General features: G+C 62.2%; 15 protein-coding genes and 1 pseudogene. 9 read left to right on the forward strand and 7 right to left on the reverse strand.

The window, feature by feature from the left end; translation table 11 throughout:
- Positions 1–42 precede the first annotated feature (42 nt).
- Positions 43–2,820 carry a CHAT domain-containing protein gene (locus tag A3A9_RS0106520; RefSeq protein WP_161634482.1) on the forward strand — a complete coding sequence of 926 codons (2,778 nt, stop codon included), beginning with the start codon at positions 43–45 and terminating at the stop codon, positions 2,818–2,820.
- 37 nt (positions 2,821–2,857) lie between these two features.
- Here A3A9_RS0106520 and A3A9_RS0106525 read toward each other — a convergent pair whose 3' ends face one another.
- Together A3A9_RS0106525 and A3A9_RS0106530 are read right to left on the reverse strand one after the other, a co-directional pair.
- A complete protein-coding gene (locus A3A9_RS0106525; RefSeq protein ID WP_033838364.1) occupies positions 2,858–3,589 on the reverse strand; it encodes a glutathione S-transferase family protein in 732 nt (243 codons plus the stop codon).
- Between the two features lies 1 nt (position 3,590).
- Positions 3,591–3,896, reverse strand: coding sequence for a Rieske (2Fe-2S) protein (locus A3A9_RS0106530; RefSeq protein ID WP_027058059.1), 306 nt, complete (start codon positions 3,894–3,896; stop codon positions 3,591–3,593).
- Positions 3,897–3,995: 99 nt separating this feature from the next.
- Here A3A9_RS0106530 and A3A9_RS0106535 point away from each other — a divergent pair, with 99 nt between their 5' ends.
- The 3 genes from A3A9_RS0106535 to ilvC all read left to right on the forward strand — a co-directional run bounded on the left by A3A9_RS0106535 (position 3,996) and on the right by ilvC (position 6,315).
- Positions 3,996–4,454 carry a MarR family winged helix-turn-helix transcriptional regulator gene (locus A3A9_RS0106535; protein ID WP_027058060.1) on the forward strand — a complete coding sequence of 153 codons (459 nt, stop codon included), beginning with the start codon at positions 3,996–3,998 and terminating at the stop codon, positions 4,452–4,454.
- 166 nt (positions 4,455–4,620) lie between these two features.
- Entirely contained in the window at positions 4,621–5,277 is a 657-nt protein-coding gene (locus tag A3A9_RS0106540; protein WP_430515877.1) for a TetR/AcrR family transcriptional regulator, read from the forward strand.
- Between the two features lie 18 nt (positions 5,278–5,295).
- Complete coding sequence (ilvC, locus tag A3A9_RS0106545; protein WP_013531065.1) at positions 5,296–6,315, forward strand: ketol-acid reductoisomerase; 1,020 nt, start codon at positions 5,296–5,298, stop codon at positions 6,313–6,315.
- A 79-nt stretch (positions 6,316–6,394) separates the two neighbouring features.
- On the opposite strand, the gene A3A9_RS0106550 is transcribed toward ilvC, so the two are convergent.
- Positions 6,395–6,949, reverse strand: coding sequence for a BA14K family protein (locus tag A3A9_RS0106550; protein ID WP_027058062.1), 555 nt, complete (start codon positions 6,947–6,949; stop codon positions 6,395–6,397).
- A 188-nt stretch (positions 6,950–7,137) separates the two neighbouring features.
- Here A3A9_RS0106550 and A3A9_RS41095 point away from each other — a divergent pair.
- Positions 7,138–8,260, forward strand: a pseudogene (locus A3A9_RS41095) (endonuclease/exonuclease/phosphatase family protein).
- A gap of 5 nt (positions 8,261–8,265) precedes the next feature.
- Entirely contained in the window at positions 8,266–8,982 is a 717-nt protein-coding gene (locus A3A9_RS0106560) for a hypothetical protein (protein ID WP_027058063.1), read from the forward strand.
- Here A3A9_RS0106560 and A3A9_RS0106565 read toward each other — a convergent pair.
- On the reverse strand, positions 8,979–9,221 hold the full coding sequence (locus tag A3A9_RS0106565; protein WP_027058064.1) for a hypothetical protein: 243 nt from the start codon (positions 9,219–9,221) through the stop codon (positions 8,979–8,981). The genes A3A9_RS0106560 and A3A9_RS0106565 overlap by 4 nt on opposite strands.
- Positions 9,222–9,385: 164 nt before the next feature.
- Between A3A9_RS0106565 and A3A9_RS38385 the strand changes: the two genes are divergently transcribed.
- On the forward strand, positions 9,386–9,910 hold the full coding sequence (locus tag A3A9_RS38385; RefSeq protein ID WP_027058065.1) for a hypothetical protein: 525 nt from the start codon (positions 9,386–9,388) through the stop codon (positions 9,908–9,910).
- 148 nt (positions 9,911–10,058) lie between these two features.
- The gene (locus A3A9_RS0106575; protein WP_027058066.1) at positions 10,059–11,339 is read left to right on the forward strand and encodes a hypothetical protein; all 1,281 of its coding nucleotides are present in this window, start codon (positions 10,059–10,061) and stop codon (positions 11,337–11,339) included.
- 52 nt (positions 11,340–11,391) lie between these two features.
- Here the strand turns inward: A3A9_RS0106575 and A3A9_RS0106580 are convergent, their stop codons facing one another.
- Genes A3A9_RS0106580 through A3A9_RS0106590 form a run of 3 tightly spaced genes read right to left on the reverse strand, consistent with a single transcriptional unit; the run spans position 11,392 to position 14,601 of the window.
- On the reverse strand, positions 11,392–12,609 hold the full coding sequence (locus tag A3A9_RS0106580) for an ABC transporter permease (RefSeq protein ID WP_027058067.1): 1,218 nt from the start codon (positions 12,607–12,609) through the stop codon (positions 11,392–11,394).
- Positions 12,606–13,313 carry an ABC transporter ATP-binding protein gene (locus A3A9_RS0106585; protein ID WP_027058068.1) on the reverse strand — a complete coding sequence of 236 codons (708 nt, stop codon included), beginning with the start codon at positions 13,311–13,313 and terminating at the stop codon, positions 12,606–12,608. The genes A3A9_RS0106580 and A3A9_RS0106585 overlap by 4 nt, the downstream gene beginning before the upstream one ends.
- Positions 13,314–13,317: 4 nt before the next feature.
- A complete protein-coding gene (locus A3A9_RS0106590) occupies positions 13,318–14,601 on the reverse strand; it encodes an efflux RND transporter periplasmic adaptor subunit (RefSeq protein WP_027058069.1) in 1,284 nt (427 codons plus the stop codon).
- Between the two features lie 101 nt (positions 14,602–14,702).
- Between A3A9_RS0106590 and A3A9_RS0106595 the strand changes: the two genes are divergently transcribed.
- Entirely contained in the window at positions 14,703–15,611 is a 909-nt protein-coding gene (locus tag A3A9_RS0106595; RefSeq protein ID WP_027058070.1) for a PhzF family phenazine biosynthesis protein, read from the forward strand.
- Positions 15,612–15,633: the final 22 nt, after the last annotated feature.

The raw sequence follows: 15,633 nt of genomic DNA on the forward strand, positions 1-15,633 counted from the left end.
CGCATGCATGTCATGTTCAGAGCGCGAAAATCGCAAGGTCTGATGCGCATCCTTGCAGCTGTCCTGGGGATGCTGGTCATGGCGTTGCCTGTACCTCCGGCAGGAGCCCAGGCACCTGGCCAGGCCAGTCAGCTGGGGGCAGACAGTGAAGAGGTGCTGCAAGCCCGCATCGACGCGGCCTACAAGCTGATGATGGACGCAGGACGCTTCGACGAAGGCTACGCGCAGTTGCGGGCAACGCTGCTCGATGCCGCCAGAAGCGACTTGTACGAGTTTACCGTGGAGAGCTACTCGAGCGCTGGCGCGACATTTCTCAACAACCAGATCCTCGACAACGCCGAGGAGATTTTTGCCGAAGGCCTGAAAACCCGGGCGATGCAGCAGGATGTCGAGAAGCGCGGCGATTTCTATCTCAACTACGCGATGCTGAAGCAGGCTGAGAAGGACAACCGCGGCTTCGTTTCCATGGCCGTCACCGCAATCGATCTCTACACCCACTATCATGGCAAGGAATCCCGGCAGGTTGTTCTTGCCACAGATGTGCTGGCGACGGGACTTGCAGCCACCGGCAGCATCGCTTCAGCGGTCAATTTGGAGCAGGGCAACCTGCAGACCGCCGAACGGGTGCTTGGCAAAGACGATCCACTCACTTGGTCGCTGCAGAACGATCTGGCGGACGTGTTGCGCCAGATGGGGACCCCGACTGGCGCCTTGCAGTACGACCTAGCCGCGATCAAGAATCGAAGTGGGCACTATGGGCCCAATCATTTTGACGTTCTGGTCAGCGCCAACCACGTGGCACAGGACTATCTCGACCTCGGCAACTACAACGAGGCGCTGCGGTACTTCGAGCAGGATCGAAATATCGCGATCGCATTGGCTCTCCAAGGCAATCTGGTCGAGCAGGCGGATGCTTGGATGCTGTACACAAAGGTTGTGGGGGGTGTGCAGCCGCTGGACGAGCAGACGATCGCCTATCTGCAACCGCTAACGGTTGACGAGAGCTATCCGGACATACTGGCAATCAGGATCGCCCAGCTGTTGGCCATGCATTTCGCTACGATTGGGGACGCAACAAGCAGCAAGCGGCAGCTTGACCAGGCCTATCAGATTGCCGGCTCAAATTTCGGTCTGGCGCACCCGCTGACCTTCGAGGTGCGTCAGGCGATGGCAAATCTAAAGGCGAAGTCGGATCCCGCAGCCGCTGCCGCCGATTTTGCCGCACTCGACAATGACATGCGGCAATGGAATTCCACGCAGGTGAGCACGTCTGGCAACCGTGTCGTCGCCGAAGCCAGCCGCGCGCTTGCGGACGATATGCTCTACGACTACGCGCGTTTCTCGCAAAACAATGCAGCAGCGGTTCCAGCCTTTGCAGAAGCCGTGCGTCGCTGGCCGACGCTCGAAGACGGCAAGCGGGATACACTTCGCAAGCTCTTGCGCATGATCGACGCGAATGATGTCGAGACGCGGCATCTGATCAAGACCTCCATGCGGCTTTCCTTTGCTCTTCAGGAGGTCACGTCCAGCGGTGACGATATTGAACAGACAGGGACTGCGTTGACCGAGCAGCTTCGCGCAATGGACGGCCGGCTCAACAGAATGCTGTCGGGGAGGTACAGCTTCGACAAGAGCGCGATGGACAAGCCGCTGCCATCCGCCGACATGCTGCTGAAGCCCAACGAGGCGCTGATCGACTACTTCATCACCCGCAAATGGCGGGCGGACCGCGAGAGTGACGATCCGCTGGAAGACGAACGGCTCTATGCGATCGTCACACGCAAGGACCAGGAGCCGCGCCTCCACGATCTCGGCGATCCGCGCCGGCTCATTCCGGCTGCTCACGAAACACGAATGGCAAATCTGAGGTCGACGCGTTCCGCGCAGGAACGCGGCGCTGTGACGTTGATCGATCTGAACGCCACATTCTCCGGGCTTTATGCCGGCCTGATTGCGCCGTTGGAATCGTCGCTTGGTGGCGCTGATACGCTTTTCGTGGTGCCGGATGGCAAACTGTTCTCCGTGCCGTTTTCCCTGTTGCGGGACGGCAAGGGAGCGACGCTCGATGACCGTTTCGTCGTGCGCATGCTGACACGGCCGGAATCCCTGTTGAACGCCGGCGTCGATCAGAGTTTCCCCAAGACCGGCAAAGCCCTGCTGGCCGGCGGTCTGGACTATGCGCGAGGTTCGGAAAAGGGGGCGGAGCCACTGCCGGGCACAGCCAAGGAGGTCGACGCGATCGCCTCGATCCTGCGCGGCGATGACTATTCGGTCGAAATGCTGACCGGAAAGGCGGCCAGCGAGCACACGCTTCGCAAGGATATGGAGCAGGCGACGATTGCGCATCTGGCCACCCATGGCGCCTACCGTGATGAGAAAGAGGGCGGCGTGGGGGCCGTGAATGCGCTTTGGCAGAGCCAGGTCGTGCTGTCGCAGTCGGGAGACCGGCAGTCGATGAAACGCGACGATGATGACGGCCGGCTCTACGGCATGGAATTGATGAATTGGGATCTGTCGGGCCTCGACCTGCTTGTCCTGTCGGCTTGCGAGACGGCCCGGGGCCAGGAAACATTCGTCGGCGGCTTGCGCGGCCTGCCGACCGCGATCGACATTGCCGGCGCGAAGCGCTCGTTGCTGACATTGTGGCCGGTGGACGACGCCGGAACCGCAGCCTTCATGGTCGGCTTCTACCGCCGTCTTGCCGCCGGCCAGACCTATCCGGAGGCGTTGCGCCAGACCCGCCGCGAGGCCCGCGACGGCAAGATATCAGGCGCCCAGGATCCGCGGGTCTGGGCCGCCTTTGTCATGTTCGAGAACTGAGACCGCTCAAAGCGGGTGCTTGCCCGTTATCTGTCGTTCAAGCTGATCGTGCTAACGCAAGTGGTCCGGCTTGATCGCTTCGGCGGATGAGGCTCGACAGAAATGATCCCTTCGCTTGCAGGAAAGCATGCAGGCGCTGCGGATAATCGGGAGCCACGGCATCCCTGATCGACGCACGATCACGCAGCGCCTTCCGCCAGGCCTGGACGCGCGGCTTGCCGTCCAGGATGGAGAAATCGCCGATCTTGTCGAAGGCGTCGAGATATCTGAAAACAGGCCCGAACACCGCATCGACGAGCGAGAAGCTGTCGCCGCCGAACCATGGACCGCCCGGCAGGGCATCGTCCGCCAGTTGAGCCTCAAGGCGGCCAAACATGTCCGCCAGCGTGCTGGACTCGGCGAGGAAGGCTGCCTCCGACGACGCTGAATAGAAGCGGCCGATGACGTTGAGGGTGGCCGAGCCGAACTCTATCCAGGCGCGATGCCGGGCACGGGCATAGGGATCGGCAGGATGGAGCGGATTGGCCTGTGTTTCTTCAAGGAATTCGAGGATGACTGCGGATTCAAAGATCGTCGTTTCCTCGCCATTTCGCTGCACGCGCAGCAGCGGCACCTTGCCAAGCGGCGAAATGGCCTTAAACCACACAGGCTTGTTGGCGAGGTCGATGTCGACGCGCTCGAACGGCACGCCTTTCTCGGTCAGGGAGATCGCCGCGCGCTGGACATAGGGGCAGAGGGGATGGCTGACGAGGATGAGCTTGTCGGTCATCTCACTCTCCCCAGACATAGTTCAGCGCCCCGTTCTCGACGCGCGTCGACAGGAACATCAGGCGAGCATTTTTGGGCGCTGGACCGTCGAGCCTATCGCCATTTTCCATGTCGAACGAGGCGCCATGCCATTGGCAGACCAGTTTGCCGTCCTTGCAGTCGAGCGGCCCACCGAAATGCAGGCAGACATTGGCGGCGGCCCGGATGCGCTCGCCACTGCGGTAGACATGGACTTCACGGCCGAAGAACGGGGCGATCAGGCTGCCCGTTTGCGGGATATCGGCAACCTTGCAGATTTCATGTTTCATGGTTTTGCCTTCCGAGTATTGATGCAATTGCATCTATGTAGATGCATGTGCATTGATCGTCAAGCTTGATGCATTTGCATCTATCGCCTAGGATAAGCCATGACCGAAAAAGCCACGCCTTCGCCGGAAGCCATCATGGCCTGGGCCCGCCTGATGCGCGTGTCGCGCCAAATGGTGGAGAGTGCCGAAGAGGCATTGAAGGGGGGCGGCCTGCCGCCGCTTGCCTGGTACGATGTGCTGCACGAGCTTGCCGAGGCGGGTGAGGGCGGCTTGCGGCCGTTCCAGCTGACCGAACGTACCTTGTTTGCGCAGTACAACATCTCGCGGCTGCTGGCCCGGCTCGAAGCAGACGGGCTGGTCGAAAAACTGCCGGTGGCCGATGACGGTCGTGGCCAGACCATCCGAATCTCGGCCAAAGGACGTGAGACGCGCCGCCAGATGTGGGCCGTCTATGGACGCTCGATCGCCGAACTGGTCGGGGCCAGGCTTTCGCCGGATGAGTTGAACACGGTGTCGGCGCTGCTCGGCCAGCTGCGCCATCCGCCTCTGGGCGAGTGAGGCTGACCGGCACTGAGCGGCTGTTGCGCACCCGTCGCCTTTTGCCGCCAAATATTTCTACCTTTCCCCTTGCGTAGGGCGGTGGATTGCGCAATATGCCGAACCGTAACGTACGGTACGCTTCCAATGGACGGCGACTTTATCCATCGAACAGGAACCGAGCGTGTTGCAGGCCAACGCCGATATCGACAACAGCGAAGCGCTGACGGAGCGGCAGAAGGCCGTTCTGGATGCAGTGCTGCGGCTGCTGGTCGAGGAGGGCGATCAGCTGACCATGACCGCCGTGGCGCGTCGGGCCAGCTGCTCGAAGGAAACGCTTTACAAATGGTTCGGCGACCGTGACGGGTTGCTGACGGCCACGGTGCAGTGGCAAGCCTCCAAGGTGCGCGTGGTGCCTGTCGACGGCAAGGGCCTTGATCTCGCCTGGCTGACGGCAAGCCTTGAAGGTTTCGCTTCCGACTGGCTCAAGGTGATTTCGAGCGACACTTCGATCGCGCTGAACCGGGTGGCGATCAGCCATGCGGGATCGGGCAAGGACAATCTCGGCGCCGTTGTGCTGGAGAATGGCCGTTTCGCGCTGGCGAGGCGGCTGAAGCCGGTGCTCGAGGCCGGGCGTCATGCCGGGCTCCTGGAATTCACGGATGCCGAGACGGCGTTCCGTAGCTTTTTCGGGCTGGTCGCCCGCGACGTGCAGATTCGTCTGCTGTTGGGCGACCGGCTGGAATTGACTGAGGCGACGATCGGCGGCGATGCCGTCCGCGCGACGCAGCAGTTTCTCGCTCTTTACGGAGCAAAAACCGGCCGCAAGGCCTCTGATTCATAAAACGGGAAGGAAGTAAAAATGCGCGTCTATTACGATCGTGATGCCGATCTCAACCTGATCAAGGGCAAGAAGGTCGCTATCATCGGCTATGGCAGCCAGGGCAGGGCGCATGCGCTCAACCTCAAGGATTCCGGCGCCAAGGAGATCGCCATCGGTCTCAAGGCCGGCTCGGCGACCGCCAAGAAGGTCGAGGCCGACGGCCTCAAGGTGATGAGCGTGGCGGATGCCGCCAAATGGGCCGACCTGATGATGATGGCGACGCCCGACGAATTGCAGGCCGACATCTACAAGAATGAAATCGCGCCGAACATTCGCGATGGTGCAGCGATTGCCTTCGCGCACGGCCTCAACGTGCATTTCGGCCTGATCGAGCCGAAGTCGACGGTCGACGTCGTCATGATTGCGCCGAAGGGCCCCGGCCACACGGTGCGCGGCGAATACCAGAAGGGCGGCGGCGTGCCGTGCCTGGTCGCCGTCAACCAGGACGCCTCGGGCAATGCGCTCGACCTGGCGCTCTCCTACGCCTGCGGCGTCGGCGGCGGTCGTTCGGGCATCATCGAGACCAATTTCCGTGAGGAATGCGAGACCGACCTGTTCGGCGAGCAGGTCGTTTTGTGCGGCGGCCTGGTCGAACTGATCCGCGCCGGTTTCGAGACGCTGGTGGAGGCCGGCTACGCGCCCGAAATGGCCTATTTCGAGTGCCTTCACGAGGTCAAGCTGATCGTCGACCTGATCTATGAAGGCGGCATCGCCAACATGAACTACTCGATCTCGAACACCGCGGAATGGGGTGAGTATGTCTCGGGCCCGCGCATCATCACCGCCGAGACCAAGGCCGAGATGAAGCGCGTGCTGAAGGACATCCAGACGGGCAAGTTCACGTCGGAATGGATGCAGGAATATCGCGCCGGCATGTCGCGCTTCAAGGGCATCCGCCGCAACAATGACAGCCACCAGATTGAGGAAGTCGGCGCCAAGCTGCGTGCGATGATGCCCTGGATTTCGAAGAACAAGCTGGTCGACAAGGCCAAGAACTGAGCGAAATCAACTCTCGACAACCAGCAATAAAAAACGGCGCCACGTGGCGCCGTTTTCATTCCGATCAATCAGCTACAACTCAGCTATAGGGCGAATAGCACTGCTGGCGCGGGCCGCCATAGGGCTGGAACGTGTTGTCCCAGGACCGGTACGAACGGTAGCGGTTGTAGCACCACTGGACATGGGCGTTAGAAAGCCGGCCGGCGCGATAATAGCGGCGCGGCGGCGGCGCATAGTAGCCGTCGTTATAGTAGTTATTGTTGTTGTACATGCTGCCGAGGCCAAGTCCGAGGCCCAAGCCGAGGATTGCGGCACCCGCGTCATCATCATAATAACCCCCGCCGCGATGGCGCCAACCGCCGCGATTCCAGTGGCGGTCACCGTTCCAACGGCCACCACCATTCCAGTGATGCCCGTTCCAGTTGCCCGACCGGCGCCATCTGAAATTATCGCCATTGTTGTTGCCGCCGGCCCAACTGTCGCGCACGTCTGTGACTGTCGGAGCGGCAGTGCTGGTCGGAATCGACAGGTTCGGCTGCATGATCGGCCCGGCGGCGGACGGCGCCGTGATGCCGGAGACAATGCCGAGCGCTATCAGCCCGGATTTGATCGTGGAAGAAAGGAGCGAGTTCATTGCACTCTCCAAGAGTTACCGGCCCCACGCCTACCCTGGAATGGGCCTACTGTGGGGGGTTGCATCTGAACGACGGATGAACGGAAAGGTTCCGTCAACCATGGCGTGAAGACCGCCAGGACCAATTGATCCCAGCGTGTGGTCCTGCGATCTTGTGTTCTCCAGCGCTTGCGGGCAAAGGTCAGGACATGTCGCTGCGCCTTGCCACCTTCAATGTCGAGAACCTGATGAACAGGTTCGATTTTTCCGGCTATCGCAACCAGCTCAACGAGGATCGCACGCTGGCGCTGTTCGATATCCAGAGCGAGGCCGAATACAAGATGCTGGAGCAGGCCCGTGCCATTGCCCAGTCCGACGACACGCGGCAACTGACGGCGCTGGCGATCGCCGCCACCCGGGCCGACATCATCTGCATGCAGGAGGTCGATAACATCGAGGCCCTGAAGGCCTTCGAATATGGCTATCTGTTCAAGATGGTGGGGCAGGGCTACCGGCAGAAATACGTCAGGCAATGATTCGCGCGGCATCGATGTCGCCGTGATGATGCGCAATGAGACCGCGCAGGGCCAGCCGATCGAATTCGTGCGCATGACCAGCCACGCCTACGTCACCTATGAACAGTTCGGGCTGCACACGCCGGAACTGGCGGCGCTCGGCAACCAGGCCAATGAACGCATCTTCCGGCGCGACTGCCTGGAAGTCGACATCACCGTCGGCGGCGTGCCGCTGACGCTTTACCTCGTGCATTTCAAGTCGATGGGCTCGCCGCGCAACGGGCTCGACGGACGCGAGGCGACGATGCCGGTCCGCAACGCCGAGGCGCAGGCCGTGCGCCGCATCATCGAGGAGCGCTTCGGGGGGGAAGCTGCTGACAAGGACGTGGCCGCCGACAAGCGCTGGGCGATCTGCGGCGACATGAACGATTACCGGCAGCGCGTGAAGGTCGCCGGCGACGAATTCGACGGTTACCGTTTCGAGGTCGTCGACGAAGTCCAGTCCTGCATCAACGTGCTGACGGCGGGCGGCTTCTGCGAAAACGTCGTCGAGCGGCGGCCGGAAATGAACCGCTGGAGTTTTTATCACACGCGCGGGCCGCAAGAGCGGCATCTGTGCCAGCTCGACTACATCCTGTTGTCCAAGGGGCTGGCGGCCAGGAATGCCACCGCCGTTCCCGACATCATCCGCAACGGCCAGCCCTGGCGAACGATCTTTCCGCCGGGCCAGGAGGTCGAGCGTTTCCCGCGCGCCGGCTGGGACCGGCCGAAGGCATCCGACCATTGCCCGGTGGCGATCACGCTGGACATGGCTTGACGCGCATGAGCTTCGACCTGCCGCGCAATGTCATCCTGCCGGTCGATGCCATCGACGTCTGGCTCGATCCCGGCCCGCATCCTTTCGCGCTGGATAATGCGGAGGCGATCGCCGAGAACTGGCGGCAGGAGATCGCAGCCAATCCGGCGCTGTTTGACGGTACCGTGGTGCTGTTGTCCGCGCTTGCCTGGCGCGACCGGCGCCTGGTTGGCCGCTGTCACGCCGTCAGCTATTCGACGTTCATGCTATGGCGTAAGCAGCGCGCAAATTCAGGCGCCGAGCACGCTTATGGCCATGCCATGCTTGTGGCTGGTGACAACGCGCTGGTGGCGATCCGCATGGGCTCGCACACGGTGGGTGCCGGCAGTGTCTATTTCGCCGCCGGCTCCTTCGAACCGATCGATTTCCGCGACGGCCTTGTCGACGTCGATTTCAACATGATCCGCGAAGTGCGCGAGGAAACCGGCCTTGACCTGTCGGATGCCAGGCGTGGCCCGCACTGGCATGCGCTCTCGACCACGAGTGGTACCGTCATCTTCCGCCGCTACCATGTCGATGGAACGGCTGACGAGATTGCGCAACGCATCACCGACTTCGTTGCGACCGAAGCAAACCCGGAGATCGAGGGACCGGTGATCATCCGCCATGCCACCGACCTGCCGGACGGTCTGGCGCCGCATATGAAGCCGCTGGTCGAGTGGCATTTTGCCGGCAGCGACTAAGCGCGTGTCTTGTCCTGTGCCGCCTTGCGATCATTGCGGGCGGCGACGAGGACCAGCACGATGCCGATGCCCAGCAGCCCACCCATCGCCATTCCCATCGTCTGGCCGACAACGGACTGGAAATCCGATGTGACGCGATCTGGATTGGCCATTCCGTAACGGGCGAGATACCACCAGATGCCTGCCAGGAAGGCCTCGATGATCACCAACACGATCAATACGCGCGCTTTGCGGCTCATCTCACTGTCCTTGCTTCGGCCATAACGGAACTGCCCTCATCGCCCATCTCAGGCCGCTGGTCGAGTGGCATTCTGTGAGTGGCTCTTCCGGAGTTCGGCTGCCCTGGAATTGATGCACGAGCAGGGCGTCCGAATGAATTCCCGCAAAAGAGAATGGACCAACAATGGACGTCAAACCGGGGCTGGCGCGGGCCTCGATCATGCTTGCCGGCGCGCTCGCGCAGCGCAAGGCGCTCGGCGCCAGCGGGACAGGTCCATGGGCGGGGTTCTCGACCAGCTGCACCTTCATTCCCGACCGGCAGCATCCGAACGACTATACCTATAACTGCTTCGGCAGCATGAACCGACAGAACGGCGACAGGGTCTGTGTCGAAGCCAATGATTTCGCCTCCTACACGTCGCAGACCACGCGAACTGTTGTCGATATTGTCGACGGCCGGGCGCAGACGCGGGCGAAATGCGGCTTCGGCAATGACGGGGTCAAAACATGCCCCGACGAGACCGTCGACAAGACAGCCGCCGATGGAGGCTGGGACATGACGCAGGATGCCGCCAAAGGCGAAGCGCCGGGCAAGCCGGAGCTGAAACTCGACCCGGAGGCGTCGGAAACCGTCGCCGATGCCGAGTGGATGACTGCTTGCCTGGCGGACAAATCCTTCCCTGCCGGGGCCGGTGGCAAGGGTCCCTGATCCCGCCAGGATTAAAGCGCGTATAATCCGACGGCCTGCAGAATGACTGCCACAGATACGGCCGGCCACATTTTAGCAGTGCTGCTCACAGGGAATTAACGAGAAGAGGCGAACTATCGCGAACCATGCGGCGGTTGCGAGGGTTGCGTTGCGAAAGCTTGCCTTAGTCTTTGGTGGTCTTGTGGTGCTTGGCGTCCTCTGGGCGACCTTGACGACGAGTGGTCAGCTTCTGACCGGTCGCCTCCCGTCCAACACGGACAAGGTCATTGTCGATCGGGGCACCTATTTCCGGCTGAAGGTAGACTTTGCCTATAAGGGTGAACGACAGCACTACGACATCGTCGTCGGCTGCAACGTCCTCAACATTCGTTACAAGGACAGTTCCTCAACCTATGAAGCTGGCCTGATCCCCACCGTGTGGGGTCAGCGTATGAACGACGGCAAGGCGGTAGTGGTGCGTGCGCCCGACGCCTGCCGCGGTGACACGACGGAGAATGGAGGCGTGCCCGCGGATTTCCTGCCGGTGATGGTTGTTTATGACAATGCCGACACCGTGGCGTTCGGTATTGGCTATATGACGGACGACGCCTATCGCAGTCCGAAATCGGTGCTGCGCTTCGACAAAGCGACGGTCGAGCGAGCGACGCGCGCCGAGTTCGACACCTTCCGTGCCACTGGTCCGCAGAACATCATCACGCGCAGCCAGTATCATTCGGTGCAGAATGACCATCAGCTCGCACTTCTTGGCCTCACAAAGACCTATCCGGCGTTTGGACGAAGCTGTTACGCTTTTTCCCGCTGGAAGCTGACCGAGCCGGAGCGGGAGATTGTGCGCAAATACCGCCCAGCGAACGCTGCCCGATACTGGACTATCTCCCAGACTCTCCTGGACGAGACCACCCAAGCCGCCTATGCGAACGAAATCGGCGAAGCGCGGATAAAGGCGCACGGGCAGACGCGCGACGACGGTTTGGTGCTGGGGTGGAATGAGGGCTTCTCGCAGCCGGATTTCGGCGCTTTGCGTCGCGACGGGGTGCAATTGGTGGGTTTGAAAAGCAGTATTCGGGAAGCCGCTGCGTTCTATCCGGCGGACACGTCTTTAAGGCAGGACAAATGGCCGTTGGAGCAGCCCGCGAGGCTGGCGGCCTATGAGGCTCTTCGGTCAATAAACACAACAAATATCGATATTGATTACGGACGAAACCGCGGCTTCGCCTATTGCTACAGTGGCGAAGCTCTCAGAGGCATGCCGAGGGACACGGTGTGGGCTTTACCGGCGTTCACGACCGTCGATGGCCAAGAGTTGGTAGCTGGCGCACCAGAGCACTGGGGTTTTGGATCTGATAGCGCAAATTTCGTCGTCGAAAACGATGAATTTGTACTCGAGCGGGTTCTTTTCAATCTCGAGTCCACGAGGGGTGACGTATGATCAATCACGTGAGCTCACACGTCTGTTTGTCCAGTCGCTAGCTTTGCTGGCATCACTCGTGCCGTAGCGCGTCGATCGGGTTGAGCCTGGCGCCACGCATTGCCGGGAAGAAGCCGAACACCATGCCGATCAGCGCCGAAAAGCCGACCGCGAGCAGAATGACGGCTGGGCTCGGCGCAAAAGGTATCGTCAGCGTCAGCGAGGCGAGGCCGGCCAGTGCCAGGCCGATCAGGATGCCGATGATGCCGCCGAGCAGCGACAGCACCGTCGCCTCGACCAGGAACTGGATGAGGATATGTTTCTCGTGCGCGCCGATGGCGAGCCGGATGCCGATCTCGCGGGTGCGCTCGGTGACCGAGACAAGCATGATGTTCATGATGCCGATGCCGCCGACCAAAAGGCTGACGCCGGCGACGGCGCCCAGCATGCCGGTCATGGTGGTGGTGGCGCTGGCCATGGCGTCGGCGATCTGGGTCATGTCGCGGATGGCGAAATCGCTTTCGCGGTCGGGCGTGATCCGGCGTGCATCGCGCAAGATGTCCTCGACGCGCGGCTGCAATTCGCTGGTCGGCGTGCGGTCGTCGGCGGCGATGTAGATGTTGTCGATGTCGCGGTTGCCGGCGATGCGGCGCTGATAGGCATGCAGCGGCATCAAGACGACATTGTCCTGGTCCTGACCGAAGCCGGTATAGCCCTTGGCTTCGAGCAGGCCGATGATCTTGCACGAGGTGCGGTTGACGCGGATGATCTCACCTTCGGGATCGCCGTCGCCGAAGAACTGCTGGCGCACCGTCTCGCCGATCAGGCAGACGCCGGTGCCCGAGCGGGTTTCGGAATCGCTGAATGGCCGGCCCGACACCAGCTTCCAGTCGCGCGCCTCGAGATAGGCGCTATCGGTGCCGGTGACGCCCGAGGTCAGGCTCTCGGTGCCGAAGATGACACGCACCTGCTTTTGCGAGGCCGGCGAAATGGCGCGTGCGCCGCTCAAATGCGCAACCAGGGCTTCCAGATCCTTTTCGGCCAGCGGCCGCACCACCTGGTCAAGCCCGCCCGGGCCGCCGGGACCGGCCGGACGACCAGAGCGGACGACCAGCAAATTGCTGCCCAGCTTGGAGATGTCGGCCTTGACCTTCTCGGTGGTGCCGGAGCCGATGGTGAGCATCGCAATGACCGCGGCAACGCCGATGACGATGCCAAGCAGCGTCAGGAACGAACGCAGCACGTTGCGGCGGATCGAGCGCAGCGAGAGGCGTACGGTCTCCCAGATCATGCCAGCTCTACCTTCATAATATCCGAGGCGACATGGCCGTCGAGGAAGCGGATGGTGCGCTCGGCATAGCCGGCAACGTCGACCTCGTGCGTGACCATGGCGATGGTCAGGCCAAGCTCGGTGTTGAGCTGCGTCAGCAGTTCCATGATCTCGTGGGTCCGTGCAGTGTCGAGATTGCCGGTCGGCTCGTCGGCAACCAGCAACGTCGGCCGGGTGACGATGGCGCGCGCAATCGCCACGCGCTGCTGCTGGCCGCCGGAGAGTTCTGCGGGCGTATGATGCTCGCGGCCGACAAGACCGACCTGGGCGAGCGCCTGCATGGCGAGGTTGCGGCGCTCCCGGCTCGCCACGCCACGATAGATCAGCGGCAGTTCGACATTTTCGGCCGCCGTGGTGCGCGCCAGCAGATTGTAGCCCTGGAAGACAAAGCCGACATAGAGATTGCGCAGCATGGCGCGACGGTTGCGGTCGAGCCGGCCAGCATCGATGCCCATGAAGGAATAGGTTCCGGCCGTCGGCGTGTCGAGGCAGCCGATGATGTTCATCGCCGTCGATTTTCCCGAGCCGGACGGGCCCATGATGGCGACGAATTCGCCGCGCTTGATGGCAAGGTCGACACCGGCCAGGGCATGAACCCGGGCCTCGCCCTGACCGTAGCTCTTCCAGACCTTGTCGAAGGTGATGAGAGGCGCGCCCGCGGCCACGGCCTCAGCTCCGCAACTGCGAGGCCGTGATGACCTGCGCGCCTTCGTCGAGACCGGAGGTGATCTCGGTCAGCTCGCCATCGGTCGAGCCGATCTTGACGTTGACCGGATGCGGCCGGCCGTTCTCCAGCACATAGAGCGTGCGCGAGCCATCGGTTGGCGGCGCGACCGGGCGCTGGCGATTGGGACGGCCCATGCGGCCGGTGAACAGATCGCTCAGGCTCCAGCCGCGGGCCGCCTGCTGTGCAGGGCGGTAGCGGAAAGCGGAGGAAGGCACGGTGAGCACGCCCTTGGCCTCACGCGTGACGACGGAAACCGTAGCGGTCATGCCGGGGCGCAGCAAGAGCTCGTTGTTGTCGACTTCCAGCCGCGCATTGTAGGTGACGACGCCGTCTGTCGTGACCGAGGCATAGGAGATGTCGCGGATCTCGGCATCGAACGGCCGCTCCGGGAAGGCGTCGACGGTGAAGCGGGCGTGCTGGCCAGCCTTGACGGCGCCGATGTCGGCCTCGTCGACCGCCGCCACCAGTTCCATGTTCCGCAGATCCGCTGCGATGATGAACAGCACCGGCGCCTGCAGCGAGGAGGCGACCGTCTGGCCTGGATCGACCGAGCGGGTCAAAACGATGCCGTCGATCGGCGCATAGATCGTGCTCTTGGCAAGGTCGGTCTGCTGCGCCTTGAGGTCGGCCTGGGCGATGGCGAGATTGGCTTGCGCACTGTCGAGCGCCGCCTTGGCGCGGTCACGCGTTGCGGTCGCCGCTTCGAGCGACTGGTCAGTCGCCATGCCGCGCTTGGTCAAGGCCGCCGCGCGTACCAGCGCGCTTTCGTTCTCGGCCAGCGTCACCGTGGCGTCTTCGACATTGGCAGCGGCGCCCTTGGCGGATGCCTCGGCGCGTTCGATCTGGACCTCGAGTTTCACCGTATCGAGCGTCGCCAGCACGTCGCCCTTCTTGACCTGCTGGTTCTCCTCGGCGGAGACCGAGCGGATGATGCCGGACAGTTCGCTTGATATGTCGACCTGGGTGAGCGGCTGCAGCGTGCCGGTCGCCGACACCTGGACGGTGAGGTCGGCCTTGGCGGCCGGCGTTGTGGTGTAGTCGATCCTGGCCGGCGTGCCCGCATACCACTGATAGAGGCCCAAGCCAGCGGCAAGCACGATCAGGGTCAGTAATGCATAGAGCCAGCCACGCCGGCGTGTCTTGCGCAGCCCCTTTTTATCAACGCCGAGCGCCGTCTCGATGGCGGAATCCGATTCCGTCTTTGGCAGATTGACAATCTGGTCCACGCCAGACCCCTATGATGCGCAACGTCCCTATCTGTGCACAGATCAGGCTTGATGGTTCGAATATCAAATTAAATTTCGCCCATGTTGGGATTGAGGCAGGAATGAAAACCCGGAATTACTTGCTTTACGATGTGTTTACGACCGAGCGACTGGCCGGAAACCCGCTGGCAGTGGTGTTGGATTGCGATGGATTGGACACGACCGCGATGCAGGCTATCGCGCGCGAATTCAACCTGTCCGAATCGGTCTTTGTGCTGCCGCCGGACAATCCCAGGCATAAAAACCGCATCCGCATCTTCACGCCCGACTATGAAATGCCGTTCGCCGGCCATCCGACTGTCGGCGCGGCAATCGCATTGGCCGAGCTTGCGGGAGAGGGCGCCGCCGGCATCTTCGTGCTGGAGGAAAACATCGGGCCAGTGCGTTGCGCAGTCAGCAAACACGATGGCGCCACCTTCGCCGAGTTCGATCTGGCGAAACTGCCGGAGCCGCTGAAGCTGGAGGCCGATCCGCAGGCAATCGGTGCAGCCCTTGGCCTAGCGCCACACGAAATCGGCTTCGAGAATCACCGCGTCTCGTTCTGGTCGGCGGGCGTGCCCTATGTGACCATTCCGGTCGCCAACCTCGAGGCGGCGGGCCGGGTCCGGCTGGACAACCAAGCGTGGTCGGAACTGGCGCCGCGCAAGAGCGAATGGGCCTTCGCCAGTCCCTATGTCTATTGCCGCGAGACGGTGAACCACGAAAGCGCGTTCCATGTCCGCATGATCGTGCCCGGCACGCCTTCCTACGAGGACCCGGCGACCGGTTCGGCGGCGGCCGCCTTTGCCGGCGCCATCATGCATTTCGACGCGCCGACCGATGGCATTTCGCAACTGTGGATCGAACAGGGCCTGGAGATGGGCCGGCCTTCGCGCATACGCCTCGAACTGACCGTGCAGGGCGGAAAACTGGCCTCGGCGCGCATCGGCGGCCATGCGGTCAAGGTGGCGGAAGGCAGGCTTTTCGTCTGATTGCGATGGGCTGAAAGCGATT

It is taken from the genome of Mesorhizobium loti CJ3sym, assembly GCF_000472785.1.
Lineage (GTDB): Bacteria > Pseudomonadota > Alphaproteobacteria > Rhizobiales > Rhizobiaceae > Mesorhizobium > Mesorhizobium loti_E.